The organism is Amycolatopsis sp. WAC 04182, assembly GCF_003947465.1.
Classification (GTDB): Bacteria; Actinomycetota; Actinomycetes; order Mycobacteriales; family Pseudonocardiaceae; genus Amycolatopsis.
Genome location: NZ_QHJJ01000008.1, coordinates 104,105 through 118,660, shown reverse-complemented (window position 1 = coordinate 118,660; position 14,556 = coordinate 104,105). Strand labels below are relative to the sequence as shown.

Annotated in this window: 13 protein-coding genes; 5 read left to right on the top strand and 8 right to left on the bottom strand. The window is 69.2% G+C overall.

Annotation, left to right across the window (positions count from 1 at the left end; genetic code table 11):
* The first annotated feature begins 2 nt into the window (after window positions 1–2).
* Window positions 3–968 carry an aldo/keto reductase gene (locus DMH01_RS35500; protein ID WP_125682693.1) on the top strand — a complete coding sequence of 322 codons (966 nt, stop codon included), beginning with the start codon at window positions 3–5 and terminating at the stop codon, window positions 966–968.
* A 73-nt stretch (window positions 969–1,041) separates the two neighbouring features.
* On the opposite strand, the gene DMH01_RS35495 is transcribed toward DMH01_RS35500, so the two are convergent.
* The 3 genes from DMH01_RS35495 to DMH01_RS35485 are packed head-to-tail and all read right to left on the bottom strand — an operon-like array spanning window position 1,042 to window position 4,264.
* Window positions 1,042–1,602, bottom strand: coding sequence for a TetR/AcrR family transcriptional regulator (locus tag DMH01_RS35495; protein WP_125682691.1), 561 nt, complete (start codon window positions 1,600–1,602; stop codon window positions 1,042–1,044).
* Window positions 1,599–2,804: an MFS transporter gene (locus DMH01_RS35490; RefSeq protein ID WP_125682689.1), complete on the bottom strand. Its 1,206-nt coding sequence runs from the start codon at window positions 2,802–2,804 to the stop codon at window positions 1,599–1,601. The genes DMH01_RS35495 and DMH01_RS35490 overlap by 4 nt, the downstream gene beginning before the upstream one ends.
* A 26-nt stretch (window positions 2,805–2,830) precedes the next feature.
* A complete protein-coding gene (locus DMH01_RS35485; protein ID WP_125682687.1) occupies window positions 2,831–4,264 on the bottom strand; it encodes an FAD-dependent monooxygenase in 1,434 nt (477 codons plus the stop codon).
* An 80-nt stretch (window positions 4,265–4,344) separates the two neighbouring features.
* Here DMH01_RS35485 and DMH01_RS35480 point away from each other — a divergent pair, with 80 nt between their 5' ends.
* Window positions 4,345–4,986, top strand: coding sequence for a TetR/AcrR family transcriptional regulator C-terminal domain-containing protein (locus DMH01_RS35480; RefSeq protein WP_125682685.1), 642 nt, complete (start codon window positions 4,345–4,347; stop codon window positions 4,984–4,986).
* 255 nt (window positions 4,987–5,241) lie between these two features.
* Here the strand turns inward: DMH01_RS35480 and DMH01_RS35475 are convergent, their stop codons facing one another.
* Both DMH01_RS35475 and DMH01_RS35470 read right to left on the bottom strand, forming a co-directional pair.
* Entirely contained in the window at window positions 5,242–7,818 is a 2,577-nt protein-coding gene (locus DMH01_RS35475; protein ID WP_125683321.1) for an exo 1,3/1,4-beta-D-glucan glucohydrolase, read from the bottom strand.
* A 167-nt stretch (window positions 7,819–7,985) separates the two neighbouring features.
* Window positions 7,986–8,201: a hypothetical protein gene (locus DMH01_RS35470; protein ID WP_125682683.1), complete on the bottom strand. Its 216-nt coding sequence runs from the start codon at window positions 8,199–8,201 to the stop codon at window positions 7,986–7,988.
* Between the two features lie 141 nt (window positions 8,202–8,342).
* Here DMH01_RS35470 and DMH01_RS35465 point away from each other — a divergent pair, with 141 nt between their 5' ends.
* On the top strand, window positions 8,343–9,149 hold the full coding sequence (locus tag DMH01_RS35465) for an NmrA family NAD(P)-binding protein (protein WP_125682681.1): 807 nt from the start codon (window positions 8,343–8,345) through the stop codon (window positions 9,147–9,149).
* On the opposite strand, the gene DMH01_RS35460 is transcribed toward DMH01_RS35465, so the two are convergent.
* Entirely contained in the window at window positions 9,139–10,089 is a 951-nt protein-coding gene (locus tag DMH01_RS35460; RefSeq protein WP_125682678.1) for an Lrp/AsnC family transcriptional regulator, read from the bottom strand. The genes DMH01_RS35465 and DMH01_RS35460 overlap by 11 nt on opposite strands.
* Window positions 10,090–10,156: 67 nt before the next feature.
* Between DMH01_RS35460 and DMH01_RS35455 the strand changes: the two genes are divergently transcribed.
* Complete coding sequence (locus tag DMH01_RS35455; protein WP_125682676.1) at window positions 10,157–11,452, top strand: MFS transporter; 1,296 nt, start codon at window positions 10,157–10,159, stop codon at window positions 11,450–11,452.
* Here the strand turns inward: DMH01_RS35455 and DMH01_RS35450 are convergent.
* The gene (locus DMH01_RS35450; protein ID WP_370323588.1) at window positions 11,433–11,915 is read right to left on the bottom strand and encodes an Rrf2 family transcriptional regulator; all 483 of its coding nucleotides are present in this window, start codon (window positions 11,913–11,915) and stop codon (window positions 11,433–11,435) included. The two genes, DMH01_RS35455 and DMH01_RS35450, sit on opposite strands and share 20 nt — an antisense overlap.
* A gap of 107 nt (window positions 11,916–12,022) precedes the next feature.
* Here DMH01_RS35450 and DMH01_RS35445 point away from each other — a divergent pair, with 107 nt between their 5' ends.
* Window positions 12,023–12,754 carry an SDR family oxidoreductase gene (locus DMH01_RS35445; protein ID WP_125682674.1) on the top strand — a complete coding sequence of 244 codons (732 nt, stop codon included), beginning with the start codon at window positions 12,023–12,025 and terminating at the stop codon, window positions 12,752–12,754.
* An 88-nt stretch (window positions 12,755–12,842) separates the two neighbouring features.
* Here DMH01_RS35445 and glpD read toward each other — a convergent pair whose 3' ends face one another.
* Complete coding sequence (gene glpD / locus DMH01_RS35440) at window positions 12,843–14,555, bottom strand: glycerol-3-phosphate dehydrogenase (RefSeq protein ID WP_125682672.1); 1,713 nt, start codon at window positions 14,553–14,555, stop codon at window positions 12,843–12,845.
* Window position 14,556 lies beyond the last annotated feature (1 nt).

Below are 14,556 nucleotides of genomic sequence, written 5' to 3'. Positions count from 1 at the left end.
CCATGGAGTACCGCAGGCTCGGCGCGAGCGGACTGTCCGTCAGCGAGATCTCCTACGGCAACTGGCTCACCCACCACGACGGCGCGGAATGCGTGCAGGCCGCGCTCGACGCGGGCGTCACGACCTTCCACACCGCCGCGGCCTGGGACGGCGGCGCCGCCGAGGAGAACCTCGCCGCGGCACTGAGCCATGCCCGCCGCGACGATCTCGTCCTGTGCACCGGCGTCTTCTGGCCGGAAGGCCCGGGCGTCAACGACGCGGGCCTCAGCCGCAAACACCTGGTCACGTCGCTGCACGGCTCGCTCCGGCGGCTGCGCACCGACTACATCGACGTCTACCAGCTGCTGCGGTTCGACTACCGCACGCCGCTGGAAGAGACGTTCCTCGCGCTGTCGGATCTGGTGCGGCAGGGGAAGATCCTCTACGCGGGCACCGCGGAATGGACGGCGGACCAGCTGCTGGAGGCGCGGCCGATCGCCGAGCGGCACGGTGTCCCGCTCATCGCGAACCAGCCGCACTACTCGATGCTGTGGCGGGTCGCCGAAGCGCAGGTGATGCCGGTGTGCGAACGCTCCGGAATCGGGCAGTTCGCGTCGGTCCCTCTCGCGCAGGGCGTGCTGACCGGCAAGTACCGGCCGGGCGAGATCCCGCCGGGCTCCCGGGCCGCGAAGTCGGTCGAGGCGCGGCCGTTGCTCCTGCCGGACCTCCTCGAACGCGTCGGCATGCTGCGCGGCGTCGCCGACGAGGCCGGGCTGACCATGGCTCAGCTGGCGCTCGCGTGGACGTTGCAGCACAACACCGTCGCTTCCGTGGTGACCGGCGCGAGCACCGCCGCCCAGGTGTCCGAGAACGCGAAGGCGGCAGGCGTCGTGCTGGACCTCGACGCGCTGACGCGGATCGATCACCTGCTGGGCAGTTTCGTGCAGACGGATCCGCGGCTGACCTGGTCACCACCCGCGACCACCTGAGGCGCCCAGAAGTCCGTGAAGGCCTCCTTCCCTACCCTGAGAGTAGTGAAGGAGGCCTTCACGGACGATCGGATCATGAGGGCAAGGCGGTCCGCAGGATGGCCTCGAACCGTTCCGCCGTCGGCGGCTCGTCGCGCAGCAATCCCTGCAGCAGTACCCCGTCCACCAGCGCGACCAGCATCTCGACCCGCACCGGATCGGCGGTGTGGCGGCGGGCGAAGTCCGCCAGGGCCGCCATCCAGCGATCAGTCGACTCGCGGAGCTTCGGCTCCCTCGCCGCCAAGAGGTACAACTCGTACTCCGCCAGCAGATGCCCCGGCTTGGCGACGACTTCGGCCATCAAAGCGGCGAACCTCCGCAGTGCGTCCTCGCCCCCGTCGGCCTCGGCGGCGAGGAGCCGCATCCGTTCGGAGTCCTCGTCCATGCACTGGGTGAGCGCGGCGGTCAGCAGGTCTTCGATCCCCCGGAAGTGGTACGCGGCCGCTGTCGCGGGCAAACCCGCCTCGCGCGCGACGGTGCGGTGACTCACCCCCGACACCCCGTCCCTCGCGACGACGCGCAACGTGGCCTCGATCAGTTCCCGTTTGCGTTGCTCGCCTTTGGCGAGACGGCCGTCGGTGGTCGGCTCGTTCACCGTGCCGCCTCCTCTGTGATCGCGGTCTTCCGGCTCAGCAGAGGATACGAGAGCAGGGCGATCAGGATGATCAAGCCACCGGCGACGACCGCCACGGCGAACCCGCCGTCCGGCCCGAGGCGGTCGACGACCTCACCCGACACCGCGGCGCCGAGCGCGACACCGATGCTGAGTCCGGTGATCGCCCACGTCATCCCCTCGGTCAGCTTCTCCGCCGGGACCACCTTCTCGATCATCCCCATGACGACGATCATCGTGGGAGAGAAGAACAATCCGGCGACGAACACCACCGCGCACAGACTCACGACGCCGTCCACGACCAGCAACGGCAGCACGCTCGCGGCCGTGCCCGCGGTGCCGACGAGGAGCAGTCGAGGCGGTGTCATGGCCGGTTTGAGCGTCCCGAAGACCAGGCCCGAGATCGCGGAGCCCACCGCGTAGACCGAAACGACGACGCCCGCGGCCGACGGCGACCCGACGTGCCGGGCGAACGCCACGCTGACGACGTCGACCGTGCCGACGATGACGCCGCCCGCCACCAGCGTCAGCACCAGCACCCGCACCGCGCCCAGCCGGATCGCCGAACTCCCGGCCGATCCGCTCGGTGGCAGCACGGGCGGTTCCGTCTCGCGCTGCGCGACGAACAGCAGCACTCCGACAGCGAGGAACACCACGGCGACCAGCGGCCCGGCTTCGGGGAAGACGGTGGTGCACAGCGCCACCGACAGCGCGGGCCCGATGACGAAGGTCAGTTCGTCGACCACCGATTCCAGCGCGAAGGCGGTGTGCAGCCGGGGCGAGCCGCGGTACAGCTGTGACCACCGCGCCCGGACCATCGCCGCCATACTGGGCATGAACCCGCCGACGATCGCGGACACGTACAGCGTCCAGACCGGCGCCCCGAAGCGTGCGCAGAGCAGGAGCGCGCCGAGCGCCATCACGCTGATCCCCGTTACAGGCAACAGGATCCGGCTCTGTCCCCGGCGATCCACCAGCCTCGATACCTGCGGCCCGAGCAGCGCCATCGACAGCGTGAACGCCGCCGAGACCAGACCGGCGAGCCCGTAGTCGCCCCGCGTCTGCGCCAGCATCGTGATGATCCCGATGCCCATCATCGGGACGGGGATCCTCGCGACCAGTCCGGCGGCGGAGAAGGCGAGAGAGCCTTTCGCGGCGAACAGCTCTCGATAGTGGCCTGGCACGGCATCCCCCACAACTTGAACGCGCGTTACATTTTGAACGGTCGTTTCACTTTATACACGCGTCCCGCAACGAAGGCGAGCGCTTCGGCCAGTCCAGCCGTCTCGCCGTCCGGCGCGGCCCAAGCGACGTAGCCGTCCGGCCGCATCAAGAAGGCCTGGTCAGAGTCCGCCTCGACCAGCCGCACCCGGCCCTTCACGGCGGCACGAACCTCGTCGCCGCGCGCCACCAGGAGCGCGCGACCGTCCTCGGACACCAGCGGCAGCGGAGCGAATCGGCCGACCAGCGGATGCGTGGCGTCCGGCGCGTAGTCGATGTCGGCGCCGTTGCCCATCGCGATGAAGTGCCGCTTGGCCGCCGGAATCTCCAGTGCCTCCGCCAGCACCTCACGGAGCGCGGCGACCTGCGGGCCTGGGCGCAGCAACGCGACCTGAGCCCGGGTGTTACGCAGTACGCGCTCCCCCACCGGACGCCGCTCCGCGGTGTAAGTGTCCAATAAGGACTCCGGCGCCAGCCCTCGGACGACCAGGCCCAGTTTCCAGCCGAGGTTCATCGCGTCCTGGAGCCCCAGGTTCAGCCCCTGCCCGCCGATCGGCGAATGCACGTGGGCGGCGTCGCCCGCCAGAAGGACGCGCCCCTGCCGATAGGTCGCGGCCAGCCGCGTGTTGTCGCCGAAGCGGATTCCACCTTCGAAACGGACGACCTCGACATCGACGCCGGCGACACGGCTGATGCTGGCCTGCATCTCCTCGGCCGTCAGCGGCGCGTCCCGGTCACCCGGTCCCCCGTCGAACTCCATGGTGGAGATCTCGCCCGGGACCAGTGACGTTTGCACCATCCCGCCGGGTCCGTGCATGGTCGACCGCACCGCATCGGGATCGGCGAGTTCCGCCAGGGCCACCCGCCCGGTCATCGTCGCGTCCGTACCGGGGAACGCGATCCCGGCCCGTTTCCGCACGACACTGCGTCCTCCGTCGCAGCCCACCAGATAGGCGGCCCGCTCGGACCGTCCGTCGGCGAGCACGGCGCGGACCGCCGAATCCTCCTGGACGAGGTCGACGACTTCGCAGCCCGTCCGGACACGGACACCGAGACCGATCGCCCATGCGGCGAGGATCCGTTCCAGCACATGCTGCTTGAGTACGAACCCGCCGGCCGCCCCCGACGGGACCTCGTCCTCGACAAGAGGCAGGCCCGCGAAGTGCCCCCTGGCGCGATTCCCCTTCAGCAGCCGCGAAACGCCGGATACCTCCTTCTGCGCCCTCGAGAACTCCTCCGTCAGGCCGCGCAGCCGCAAGGACTGCGAAGTGCGGCCGTTGATCCCGCGCAACCCGAAGCTCCGGCTCCGGCGGACCGCTCCGTCGGACGCCTCCAGAACGAGCGGATCGGCTCCGGCCAACCTGAGTTCACCCGCCAGCAGCAGGCCGACCGGACCCCCGCCCACGATGATCACGTCGTTCACGACACCCCCGTATTTACAGTGTACATTTACGCTGTAAATATGATAGATACACCGTAAACCTGTCAAGCGAAGGGCGCGGGATGACGCGGAGAGAACCGTTGAACCGGGAGAAGGTCCTGGACGCGGCGCTCGCCTTGGCCGCCGCGGAAGGCCTCAAGGGGCTGTCGATGCGCAAGCTCGCTAAGACGCTCGGCGTCGAAGCGATGGCGCTGTACAACCACGTCAAGAACAAGACGGACATCCTCGACGGCATCGCGGAACGCGTCTACAGCGGAATCGAAGCGGCCGATCCGGAAGCGCCGTGGCCGGAACGGGTGCGGAGCACCGTACTCAACCTCTATCGCGCGCTCGCCCGGCATCCGGTGGTGCCGATGGCACTGGCCACCGACGAGGCCAATCCGAACTCGTTGCGAGCACTGCGGCCGGTCGAGGATCTCGTCGGCGCGCTCTACGAAGCCGGTTTCGAGGACGACGGGATCCGTCAGACGCTGGGCGCGCTGAACAGCCTCGTCTTCGGCTCACTTTTGTTGACGACCGCCGGTTTCACCACGACACGCCGTGACGATGCCGGGCAAGACCCTTACCTGCGGCGGATCGACCCGGCGGCTTTGCCGAACTTCAGCCGCGCGCTGCCCGCGCTGGGAGCACCCGACCCCGAGCGGGACTTCACACGCGCGCTGGATCTGCTGATCAGCGGCCTCGTCGCGGCCGCGCCACAGTGACCCACTCGGTACCGGCGCCCTCTGCTCGCTTGAAGTACATGAAGGCCCCCTTCCTTGCGCCTGGCGCAAGGAAGGGGGCCTTCATGTACTTCGCAAGGTGTAAAGGTCGAGTTTCTCGGCTGAGCCGCGGGAAGGGGTCCTTCACCACCTGAGCCACGATCAACCGCAGCCGGGCCGGCCGCTCACCCCGCGCCTCCACCGACGTTGCGAAAGTGGCTTTCGCATCACGCCGCGCTGGGACCCCTCGCGACGAGATCAGTTCAGACTCGAGCAAGGCCTCGCGTCAGGGTCCTGCGCTCCCTTGGGCACCCATCGCACGTTCGCGAACGAAGCGGAGAACTTGCCGTCGGTGTACACCAGGAACGGCGTGTTGACGTTCTCCAGATCCAGCCCGTTAGCGAAACAGGAAACCGGGATCTTCACCGTCGACTTCGGCGCGCCCGCCAGGTCGGTGAACAGCTTGGTCGCGTTCACCTCCGAGAAGCACGGGTAGACGCAGTGCATGCTGATCACCGTCCGGTTGGCAGGCGCCTCGTGCACCACGGTGTCGAATTCCAGCGCCGCGTCGGCGTTCAGGTAACCCCGCAGATCGTTGGTACCGGCCGGGTTCTGGAAGTAGAGCTGCGCCGGCCCGGTGCCGGTCCAGGTCGCCTTGAGCCCGTCCTGCTGGACGTTCACATCGGACTGGACGACGCCGATCTCAGCGTGCGAAGCGGTGCCGTCGGGGCCGATCTCCGTACCGCCCCAGTTCTCCGCCGAGCCGATGAATCCCTTGTACGGCGCGACATCGGTGCGGTTGAACACCTCGAGATCCTCGGTCGCCGTGCCGCCGCCACCGGTCGAGCCACAGGTCACCGGACCGGCCGTCTCGTCCAGCTGACCGACGGTGACGCGCTGGCCGGTTTTGAGGCCGTAGCCGAGTTTGAACAGCGGGTCGTAGCCGGCCGAGCCCGCGTTCAGCGGCGTCTGGCACGCGCTCTTCGGCCACGAATACGGCAACTTGCCTTTGAAGCCGCCCTTGAGCAGGACGTCGGCGACGCCCCCGCCTTCGGTGCCGGGCAGCCAGGCCGCGACGAACGCGTCGGAGCGGTTGATCTCCTTGTTCATGTACAGCGGGCGGCCGCCGACGTAGACGGTGACGACGGGAGCGCCCTTCCCGCGAACCTTGTCCAGCACGGCCAGATCCTCGGGGTAGAGCTTCGAAGCCTCCAGCGTCTTCCGGGTCAGGTCGCCGACGCCTTCCGCGTACGGGGTCTCGCCGATGACGGCGATGACCGCGTCGTAGCCCTTCGGGTCCGTGTCGCCCTTCTCGTCGAAGGTGACGTTGACGTCGCCGAGCTGCTGCTTGAGCCCGCCGAGGATCGACGTGGCGTTCGGGAAGTCTGCGTTGGTGTTGCCGGTCCCCTGCCAGCTCAGCGTCCAGCCACCGGTCTGGTTCTGGATGCTGTCCGCGCTCTTGCCGACCACGAGGACCTTCGACTTCGGCTTCAGCGGCAGCACGTTGCCGTTGTTCTTCAGCAAAGTCTGCGACGAGCGGACGGCGTCGCGCGCCAGCCAGGTCTCCTTCAGCGCCTCGTCGGAATTGGCGTAGGAGCGGTCCGACGGCTTCTGCGACTCGTACAGCCCCGAGCGCAGCTTGACGCGCAGGATCCGGGTCACCGCGTCGTCGATGCGCGAAAGCGGGATCTGGCCACCGGTGACCTGGGCGACGGTGTTGGCGATGAACGCCTTCCAGTCGTTCGGCACCATCACGATGTCGATGCCGGCGTTGATCGCCTGCGGACAGGAAGCGTTGGTACAGCCGGGAACCTGGCCGATACCGTTCCAGTCGGACACGACGAGGCCGTCGAAGCCCATCTTGCCCTTGAGGATCTGGTTCAGCGCCTTGTCGCTGCCGTGCAGCTTGCCCTCGTCGATGCCGAGTTCGGCGTTGGTCCAGCTGTTGAACGACACCATCACGGTCTGGGAGCCCGCCGCGAGCGCGCCGTAGTAGCCCTGGCCGTGGACGTTGATCATCTCGGCTTCGGACGACGGGTTGACGCCCTGGTCCTGGCCCTTGAGGGTGCCGCCGTCACCGATGAAGTGCTTGGCGGTGCCGATCACGCCGTTGTAGCCGATGCGTTTGGTCGAGCCGTCCTGGAGACCGTTGATCGCCTCGTAGCCGTAGGCCCTGGTGATCCGCGGGTCCTCGGAGAACCCTTCGTAGGTGCGGCCCCAACGGTCGTCCTTCACGACGGCCAGCGTCGGCGCGAAGGCCCAGTCCTGGCCGGTGGCGCGGATCTGCCGGGCCGTCGCCGCGGAGATGTCGCGCACCAGGCACGGGTCCTGCGCCGCGCCGAGCCCGATGTTGTGCGGGAAGACGGTGGCGCCGTACACGTTGTTGTTGCCGTGCACGGCGTCGATGCCCCAGATGACCGGGATCTTCGTCCGGCTGCCCTTCGCGGCTTCCCAGTAGGCGTCCGCGAGCTTGAGCCAGTCCTGCTGGGAGGCGTGCTTGTCCTTGTTCGGCCACGAACCGCCGCCGTTGAGGACCGAGCCGATCGAGTACTGCCGGACCTCGTCGGGGGTGATCGCCGCGATCTCGGGCTGTGTCATCTGCCCGACCTTCTCCTCCAGGGTCATCCCCTCGAGGATCCGGGCGATCCGCTGCTCGTCACCGCCCTTGCCCTTGAACCGGCTCTCGACCTTCGGCCAGTCGGCGAGCGTCGGCAGGCTCTTCTCGATCCGGGCGCAACCGTCCCGGTCGAACGCGGGCTTCCCGATCACGGGTTGTTCCGCCGCGACGGCGGCGGGAGTGGCCACCAGGGCCCCGCCGAGCAGCGCGAGACTCATCAAGGCGATCAGCGGACTTCGGCGCGCACGGGCACGTCTTGCCATGGTCTGGTCCATTCTGCGGGAGGCGGGGACCGGCCGATCCTCACCGGCCCCGGCGGCCGCGTCAAGAGTTTCCGGCCGGTATGCCGAGTGTTAATTTTTGCCATGAACTAAGACTCGACGGGTCACCCGGCCACGCGTCCCCGGTTCCGCCGCTTGGCGGTATACGGCAGCGCGAACAGGTAGAGACCGCTGAACATCAGCAGGAAGAGCGGCGGCAGTGGTGTGTAGAGCACCCACTGGGCCGGGTCGCCCAGCGCCACGACCACGAAGCACACGATGACGGTGGCGACGAAGACGAGCGACGTCCACCGGTGGAACGTCCGGATCCGCTTGCTCACGAGAACCTCCTGGAGTCGTTTTGCCTGTGGCGAAGACGCTAGGGATCCCGTGGGCATCGAAGCTTCTCGATTCCTGATCGGTCCGCTTGACCTCCACATTACTTGAGCTTTTACGGTCACGGAAAACGAAGGGAATCATCCATGACCGTCTTGGTAACCGGAGCCACCGGGAACACCGGCCGCCACGTGGTGGCCGAACTCGTCCGCCGCGGGGAACGCGTGCGGGCGCTCACCCGGAACCCCTCCGCGGCAAAGCTTCCGGCGGGCGTCGAACTGGTGGAAGGCACGCACACCGCGCCGGAAACGCTCACCGACGCCTTCGAGGGCGTCACCCGGCTGCACATCACCGTGACGGCGGGGCTCGCCGACGTCGGCGCCGACCTGGTCGAACGCGCCGTGGACGCCGGGGTGCGGCGCATGACCATCGTCTGGGGCGGCTACGTCGGGCCGACGGAACAGGCTATGGCCGAGTCCGGGGTGGAGTGGACGCGGCTCGAGCCACAGGAGTTCATGTCCAACGCCCTGACCTGGACCGACTCCGTCCGCACCGGGAAGGTGGTCCGTGAGCCGTTCGACCTCCCGAGCGCGGTGGTGCACGAGGGCGACATCGGCGCCGTCGCGGCCACCGCGCTCGTGGAGGACGGCCACTCAGGCAAGGTCTACAACCTCACCGGCCCGGAAGCGCTGACCACGAGCGAACGGATCGCGATCCTGTCCTCCGCGCTCGGCCACGACATCGCGCTGGAGCGGATCACCCGGCAGCAGGCGATCGACCGGCTGCTGGCCGAAGGCGTCTCGGTCGCGGACGCCGAATACGTCGTCGGCTGGCACGGCGATCCGCCGGTCGAGGCGCGCACCGTGGTCGACACGATCGAGAAGGTGACCGGCCGCCCTGCCCGCACCTTCGCGCAGTGGGTCGCCGAGCACGCCGACCGGTTCAAGCCGTGAGCGGGCCGACCGCCTTCACGATCTCCAGCACCGGCGCGGTGTGCACCGTGTGGATCGCACGCAGCGCGCCCAGCCGGTGCGTGAGGTAGTGGTGTAGCGCGGCGGGATCCGGGCACAGCGCCTGCGCGGCCAGGTTGGTGGGCCCGGTCGTGGCGACGACGACGGCGAGCTCCTCGTGAGTGGCCAGCGTCGTCGCCACCTCGTCGAGATCCGCCGGCGCGACGGCCATCCACAGGAACGCCTGGGTGGTCACGCCGTACAGGGCCGCGCTGATCTCGACGTCGAAGAAGAGCGCGCCCCGTGCGCGCAGATCCGCCAGGCGGCGGGTCGCGGTCGCCGGGGCCAGCCCCGCCGCCGCGGCGAGATCTGCGATACTCGCTCGGCCGTCGTGCCGGAGGGCGGCGATCAGCGCGTGGTCCGCCGCGGTCAGCGGGGGCTCGTCGGCGACCGATTCCGGCGGCCGCAACGCCTCCTGCTGTTCCTCCGTCAGCGCGGCGACCCGCCCGCGCCACGCCGTCGGCCCGCCGAGGTAGGTGTGCAGGATGAAATGCGCGGACACCGCGGTGACGCTCGCGGTGCGCGGGATGTCGTGCAGCAGCATGGCGCTCTGCTCGTGTCTCGGCGTATGCGCGATCGTCACGATCTCCGTGCCGCCCGAGGTGAGCTTGACCCAGGACGTGTCCGGCCGCCTCGCCAGCGAGCGGGCGAGCGTCCGCGCGGTGGCGGGCTGCGCGCTGAGCCGGACGAGCCATTGCGTCAGGCCCGTCCGATCGGGATCGGGCAAGCCGACCACGCGCAACCCGGATTCGGCGCGGAGCCGCTGGTAGCGCCGGGCCACGGTCTGGGTCGAGACACCGAGCACCGCCCCGATCCGGCTGAACGGCGCGCGGGCGTCGATCTGCAGGGCATGGATCAAAGCACGGTCGATGTCGTCGAGCATGGAAGATTTCGTCCATCCGGTCCGGGTTTCATGGAACGAAAGTCATCTTCACCGCAGGCTCTCGATCATGCAACTGACGAAGACCCGATCGGTTCCGCTCGCCACGCTGCTCGCGGCCGAGGCGATGAACGTGCTGGACTCGACGATCACCCAGGTCGCCGGTCCGGCGATCCACGCGGACCTCGGCGGATCCGCCTCCGCCATCCCATGGTTCGGCGCCGCCTATACCCTCCCGTTCGCGGTGCTCCTCATCACCGGCGGCCGACTCGGTGACCTGCTGGGCCGCCGCCGCGTGTTCCTGTCCGGCGTCGCGGTGTTCGCCTTGGCCTCACTGTGCTGCGCGCTCGCGCCGGGCACCGGTGTGCTGATCGGCGCGCGAGCGGTGCAGGGCATCGCGGCGGCGCTGGTGATCCCGCAGACGTTCGGCTTGATCAAGGTCCTGTTCTCCGGTCCGGCGCTGGCGGCGGCGCTGGGCTGGAACGGGCCGGTGGTCGGCCTGTCGGCCGTGAGCGGGCCGCTGCTCGGTGCCCTGCTGACGGATCTGGTTTCGTGGCGGGCGGCGTTCCTGGTCAACGTGCCGATCTCGATCGTGGTGCTCGTGGCCGGGCGGCTGCTGCCGGAAGACCGCGCGGAGCATCCCGTCCGGCTGGACGTGCCGGGTACCGTGCTCGCCTCGCTCGGCATCGGGCTCGTGGTGTACCCGCTGATCGACAGGTGGAGCTGGAGTCTCTTCGCCACCGGCGCCGCCGTGCTGGTGCTGTTCGGATTCCACCAGCGGAACCGACGTCATCCCCTGGTCGAGCCGAGCCTGTTCGCCCACCGCGGTTTCCCCGCGGCGCTGGCGGCGTCGACCCTGTTCTTCGCCGTGATGAACGGCGTGATGCTCGTGGTGGTCCTGCACCAGCAACTCGACGAGGGTCGCGGCGTACTCGCGTCCGGGCTGACGCTGCTGCCGTGGTCGGGCGGGCTGGCGATTTCTTCTTGGTTGGCGGGTAAATGGCTGGTGCCCTGGTACGGATCACGGGTCGCCTTCGCCGGTCTGACACTGCTCCTCGCGGGACTCCTGCTGGCGATCGCGGGCCCGCTGCCGCTCGCGCTCGGGATCGGCGGACTCGGCCTCGGACTGTTCACGGTGCCGTTCTTCACCGCGGCACTGTCCGTCGTCCGTCCACATGAGACAGGATCGGCGGCGGGACTGCTGAACGCGGTGCAGCAAGTGGGCGCGACGCTGGGCATCGCGGTGTTCGGCACCGTTTTCCTGCACGGCCACTCGTCGGTGCGGGCGTTCTCGCTCGCGGCGGTGCTGGCGGTGGCGACCATGGTCGCGACCGCACTGATGCCCGCTACCCCTCGGCGGCCTTGAACCACGCGCCGATCCCGGCTAGCGCGCCCGGACCGTAGTCGCCCCTGACGTCGTCGGCCAGATCCGCGATGGTGACGGCCCGCAACGCCGCCCGCCACTGGACCTCGGCGTTCGCCATCGCGCGGCTGATGGCGCACGGCGCCGTGCACGCCTCGGGCGGCGTCGCCATCGGGCCGCGCTGCCGGATCTCGGTACAGAGGAAGGCCGGGCCGGGCCCGTCGATGGCCTCGACGACGTCGAGCACCGTGATCTCCGAAGGCGGCCGGGTGAGGACGTAGCCGCCGGCCTTCCCTTGCACCGACCGGATGAGGCCTGCCCGGGAAAGCGCCTGGAGCTGCTTCGCGAGGTAACTCGGCGAGACGTCGTGCAGCTGCGCCAGGCGCGCGGCGGGCGCGGGTTCGTCGACCGAGGTCAACACGACACAGCAGTGCAGGGCCCACTCGACCCCACCGGACATCTTCACCCGGATGACTCTAACCCGCCTCTTGACTCGGACACAATATGTCCGAGTATTATCTCGGACATGAGGAGTCCGGGTTAACCGGCACCATCGACGAAGGGCACAGGGTCATGAAATTCGCGGTCATCGGCGGGACCGGGCTGATCGGTTCGCAGGTCGTGCGCAACCTGAACGAAGCGGGGCACGAGGCGGTGCCGCATTCGCCGTCCACCGGGGTCGACCTGCTCACCGGGCAGGGGCTGGACAGCGCGCTCGACGGCGCCGACGTGGTCGTCAACCTCACGAACTCGCCGACCTTCGACGACGCCTCCCCTGCGTTCTTCCGCACGTCGATGGACAACCTCGTCGAAGCCGCGAAGAAGGCGGGCACCGGCCACTTCGTGATCCTGTCGATCGTCGGCGTCGACCAGGTGCCCGAGCTCGACTACTACCGGGCGAAGACGCTGCAGGAGGACATTCTCAAGGAGAGCGGCATCCCCTACTCGATCGTCCGCGCCACCCAGTTCATGGAATTCGTCGACGCGGTCCTGTCCTGGACCTCCGACGAGACCGCCGTCCGCCTGCCCAGCACGCCGATCCAGCCGATCGCCGCGGCGGACGTCGCCGCGACCGTTTCCGAGGTGTCGGCCGGAAAGCCGCTGAACGGCACCCTCGACGTGGGCGGCCCGGACGTCTACCCGCTCGACGAACTGGGCGGGATCACCTTGTCCGCCAAGGGAGACACGCGTCCGGTGACCGTCGACGAGACCGCGGGCATGTTCGCCGCCGTCAAGGGCGACGTCCTCACCACGAAGGACGGCGCCCGGATCGCCGAGACCCGCTACCTCGACTGGCTCAAGTAGCCGGGCTGAAGGGAACCATGCCCGCATGCGACGCGACGAAAGGGCCCTTCGCCGCGTCGCACGCGGTGAAGGGCCCCTTCAGCCCACGTCAGCTGGGCAGCAGCGCCGGAGCCGCGAGACGGCTGGCGTTGGCCGCTTCGTCGTCCGGCTGGGCCTGGGCGGAGCGCTCCGCCTCGACCCGCGCGAGGTAGTTGGCGACCTCGCGCTCCCGCTTGTGCGAGTCCCAGCCCAGCAGCGGCGCCATCAGCTCCGCCACCACCGGCGCCGCCGTCACCCCGCGGTCCCGCTCCTCGATGGAGATGCGGGTGCGCCGCGTCAGGACGTCCTCCAGGTGCAGCGCGCCCTCGTGCGAGACCGCGTAGACGACCTCCGCCTTCAGGTACTCCGCCGTCCCCGGGATCGCTTCGCCCAGTTCGGGACATTCCGAGATCGACTCCAGGATGTCCTCGATCGCCGTGCCGTAGCGCTGGAGCAGGTGCTCGATGCGGGCGATCGGCAGCCCCGTGCGCTGCACGAGCGAGTGCCGCGCACCCCACATCTCGTGGTAGCCCGTCGCGCCGACGATCGGCAGCCGCTCGGTCCACGACGACGGCGCGGGACGGCCGAGGTCCTCCACCGCTACGTCGACGGCGTCCGCGGCCATCACGCGGTACGTCGTGTACTTGCCGCCGGCCACGATCACCAGACCCTGCACCGGATGCGCCACGGCGTGCTCCCGCGAGAGCTTCGTCGTCGACGTCGCCTTCGCGGCCAGCAGCGGCCGAAGCCCCGCGTACACGCCTTCGATGTCGTCGGCGGTGAGCGGCGTGCGCAGGACCGCGTTGAGGTGGTCGAGCACGTAGTCGACGTCCGCCTGGCTGGCCGCCGGGTGTTCGCGGTCGAGGTCCCATTCGGTGTCGGTGGTGCCGACGATCCAGTGCCGTCCCCACGGGATGACGAACAGCACGCTCTTCTCGGTGCGCAGGATCAGCCCGGTGTCGAGGTCGATCTTCTCGCGCGGCACCACCAGGTGGATGCCCTTCGACGCGCGCACGGTGAACGGCGCGGGGATGCCCGCCGCTTCCGCCATGTCGTCGCTCCACACACCGGTGGCCGCGACGACCGTCTTCGCCCGGACCTCGATCTCCGCGCCGCTCTCGCGGTCGACGACCTTGGCGCCGACGACGCGTTCGCCGTCACGGATCAACGACGTCACGCGGGCGCGGGTGAGCACGGAGGCACCTTGTTCCGCCGCGGTCCGCGCGATCGTCATCGTGTGGCGCGCGTCGTCGACCTGCGCGTCGTAGTACTGGATGGCGCCGATCAGGGCGTCGTCCGCGAGGCCGGGAGCGACCTTGCCCGCGCCGCGTTTGGACAGGTGCCGGTGCCGCGGCAAGGCCCGCGCTCCGCCGAGGGTGTCGTAGAGCGTGACACCCGCGCCGATGTAGCCGCGTTCCCAGACACGGTGCTTGAGCGGCACGAGGAACTTCACCGGCCGGACCAGATGCGGCGCCAGCGTCTGCAGCAGCAGGCTCCGTTCCTTCAGCGCCTCACGGACCAGTTTGAAGTCCAGGTTCTCCAGGTAACGCAGCCCGCCGTGGATCAGCTTGGACGACCGGCTGGACGTGCCCGCGGCGAAGTCACGGGCCTCGACGAGCGCGACGGAGAGCCCGCGCGACGCCGCGTCGAGCGCGACGCCGGCACCGGTCACTCCCCCGCCGACGACGAGCACGTCGATCTCCTCGCGAGCGAGCTTGCGCAGCGTCTCGGCACGGTAGACCGGGGAAAGCGGTACGGGTGTCACTCTGTTCCTCCTGTTCATC

What these genes read in the sequence shown, in the direction of transcription:
- DMH01_RS35460 (WP_125682678.1), bottom strand. Translation starts at nt 10,089, where the DNA reads ATGCTCGACGACATCGACCGTGCTTTGATCCATGCCCTGCAGATCGAC.
- DMH01_RS35475 (WP_125683321.1), bottom strand. Translation starts at nt 7,818, where the DNA reads ATGAGTCTCGCGCTGCTCGGCGGGGCCCTGGTGGCCACTCCCGCCGCC.
- glpD (WP_125682672.1), bottom strand. Translation starts at nt 14,555, where the DNA reads ATGAACAGGAGGAACAGAGTGACACCCGTACCGCTTTCCCCGGTCTAC.
- DMH01_RS35455 (WP_125682676.1), top strand. Translation starts at nt 10,157, where the DNA reads ATGCAACTGACGAAGACCCGATCGGTTCCGCTCGCCACGCTGCTCGCG.
- DMH01_RS35465 (WP_125682681.1), top strand. Translation starts at nt 8,343, where the DNA reads ATGACCGTCTTGGTAACCGGAGCCACCGGGAACACCGGCCGCCACGTG.
- DMH01_RS35480 (WP_125682685.1), top strand. Translation starts at nt 4,345, where the DNA reads ATGACGCGGAGAGAACCGTTGAACCGGGAGAAGGTCCTGGACGCGGCG.
- DMH01_RS35500 (WP_125682693.1), top strand. Translation starts at nt 3, where the DNA reads ATGGAGTACCGCAGGCTCGGCGCGAGCGGACTGTCCGTCAGCGAGATC.
- DMH01_RS35445 (WP_125682674.1), top strand. Translation starts at nt 12,023, where the DNA reads ATGAAATTCGCGGTCATCGGCGGGACCGGGCTGATCGGTTCGCAGGTC.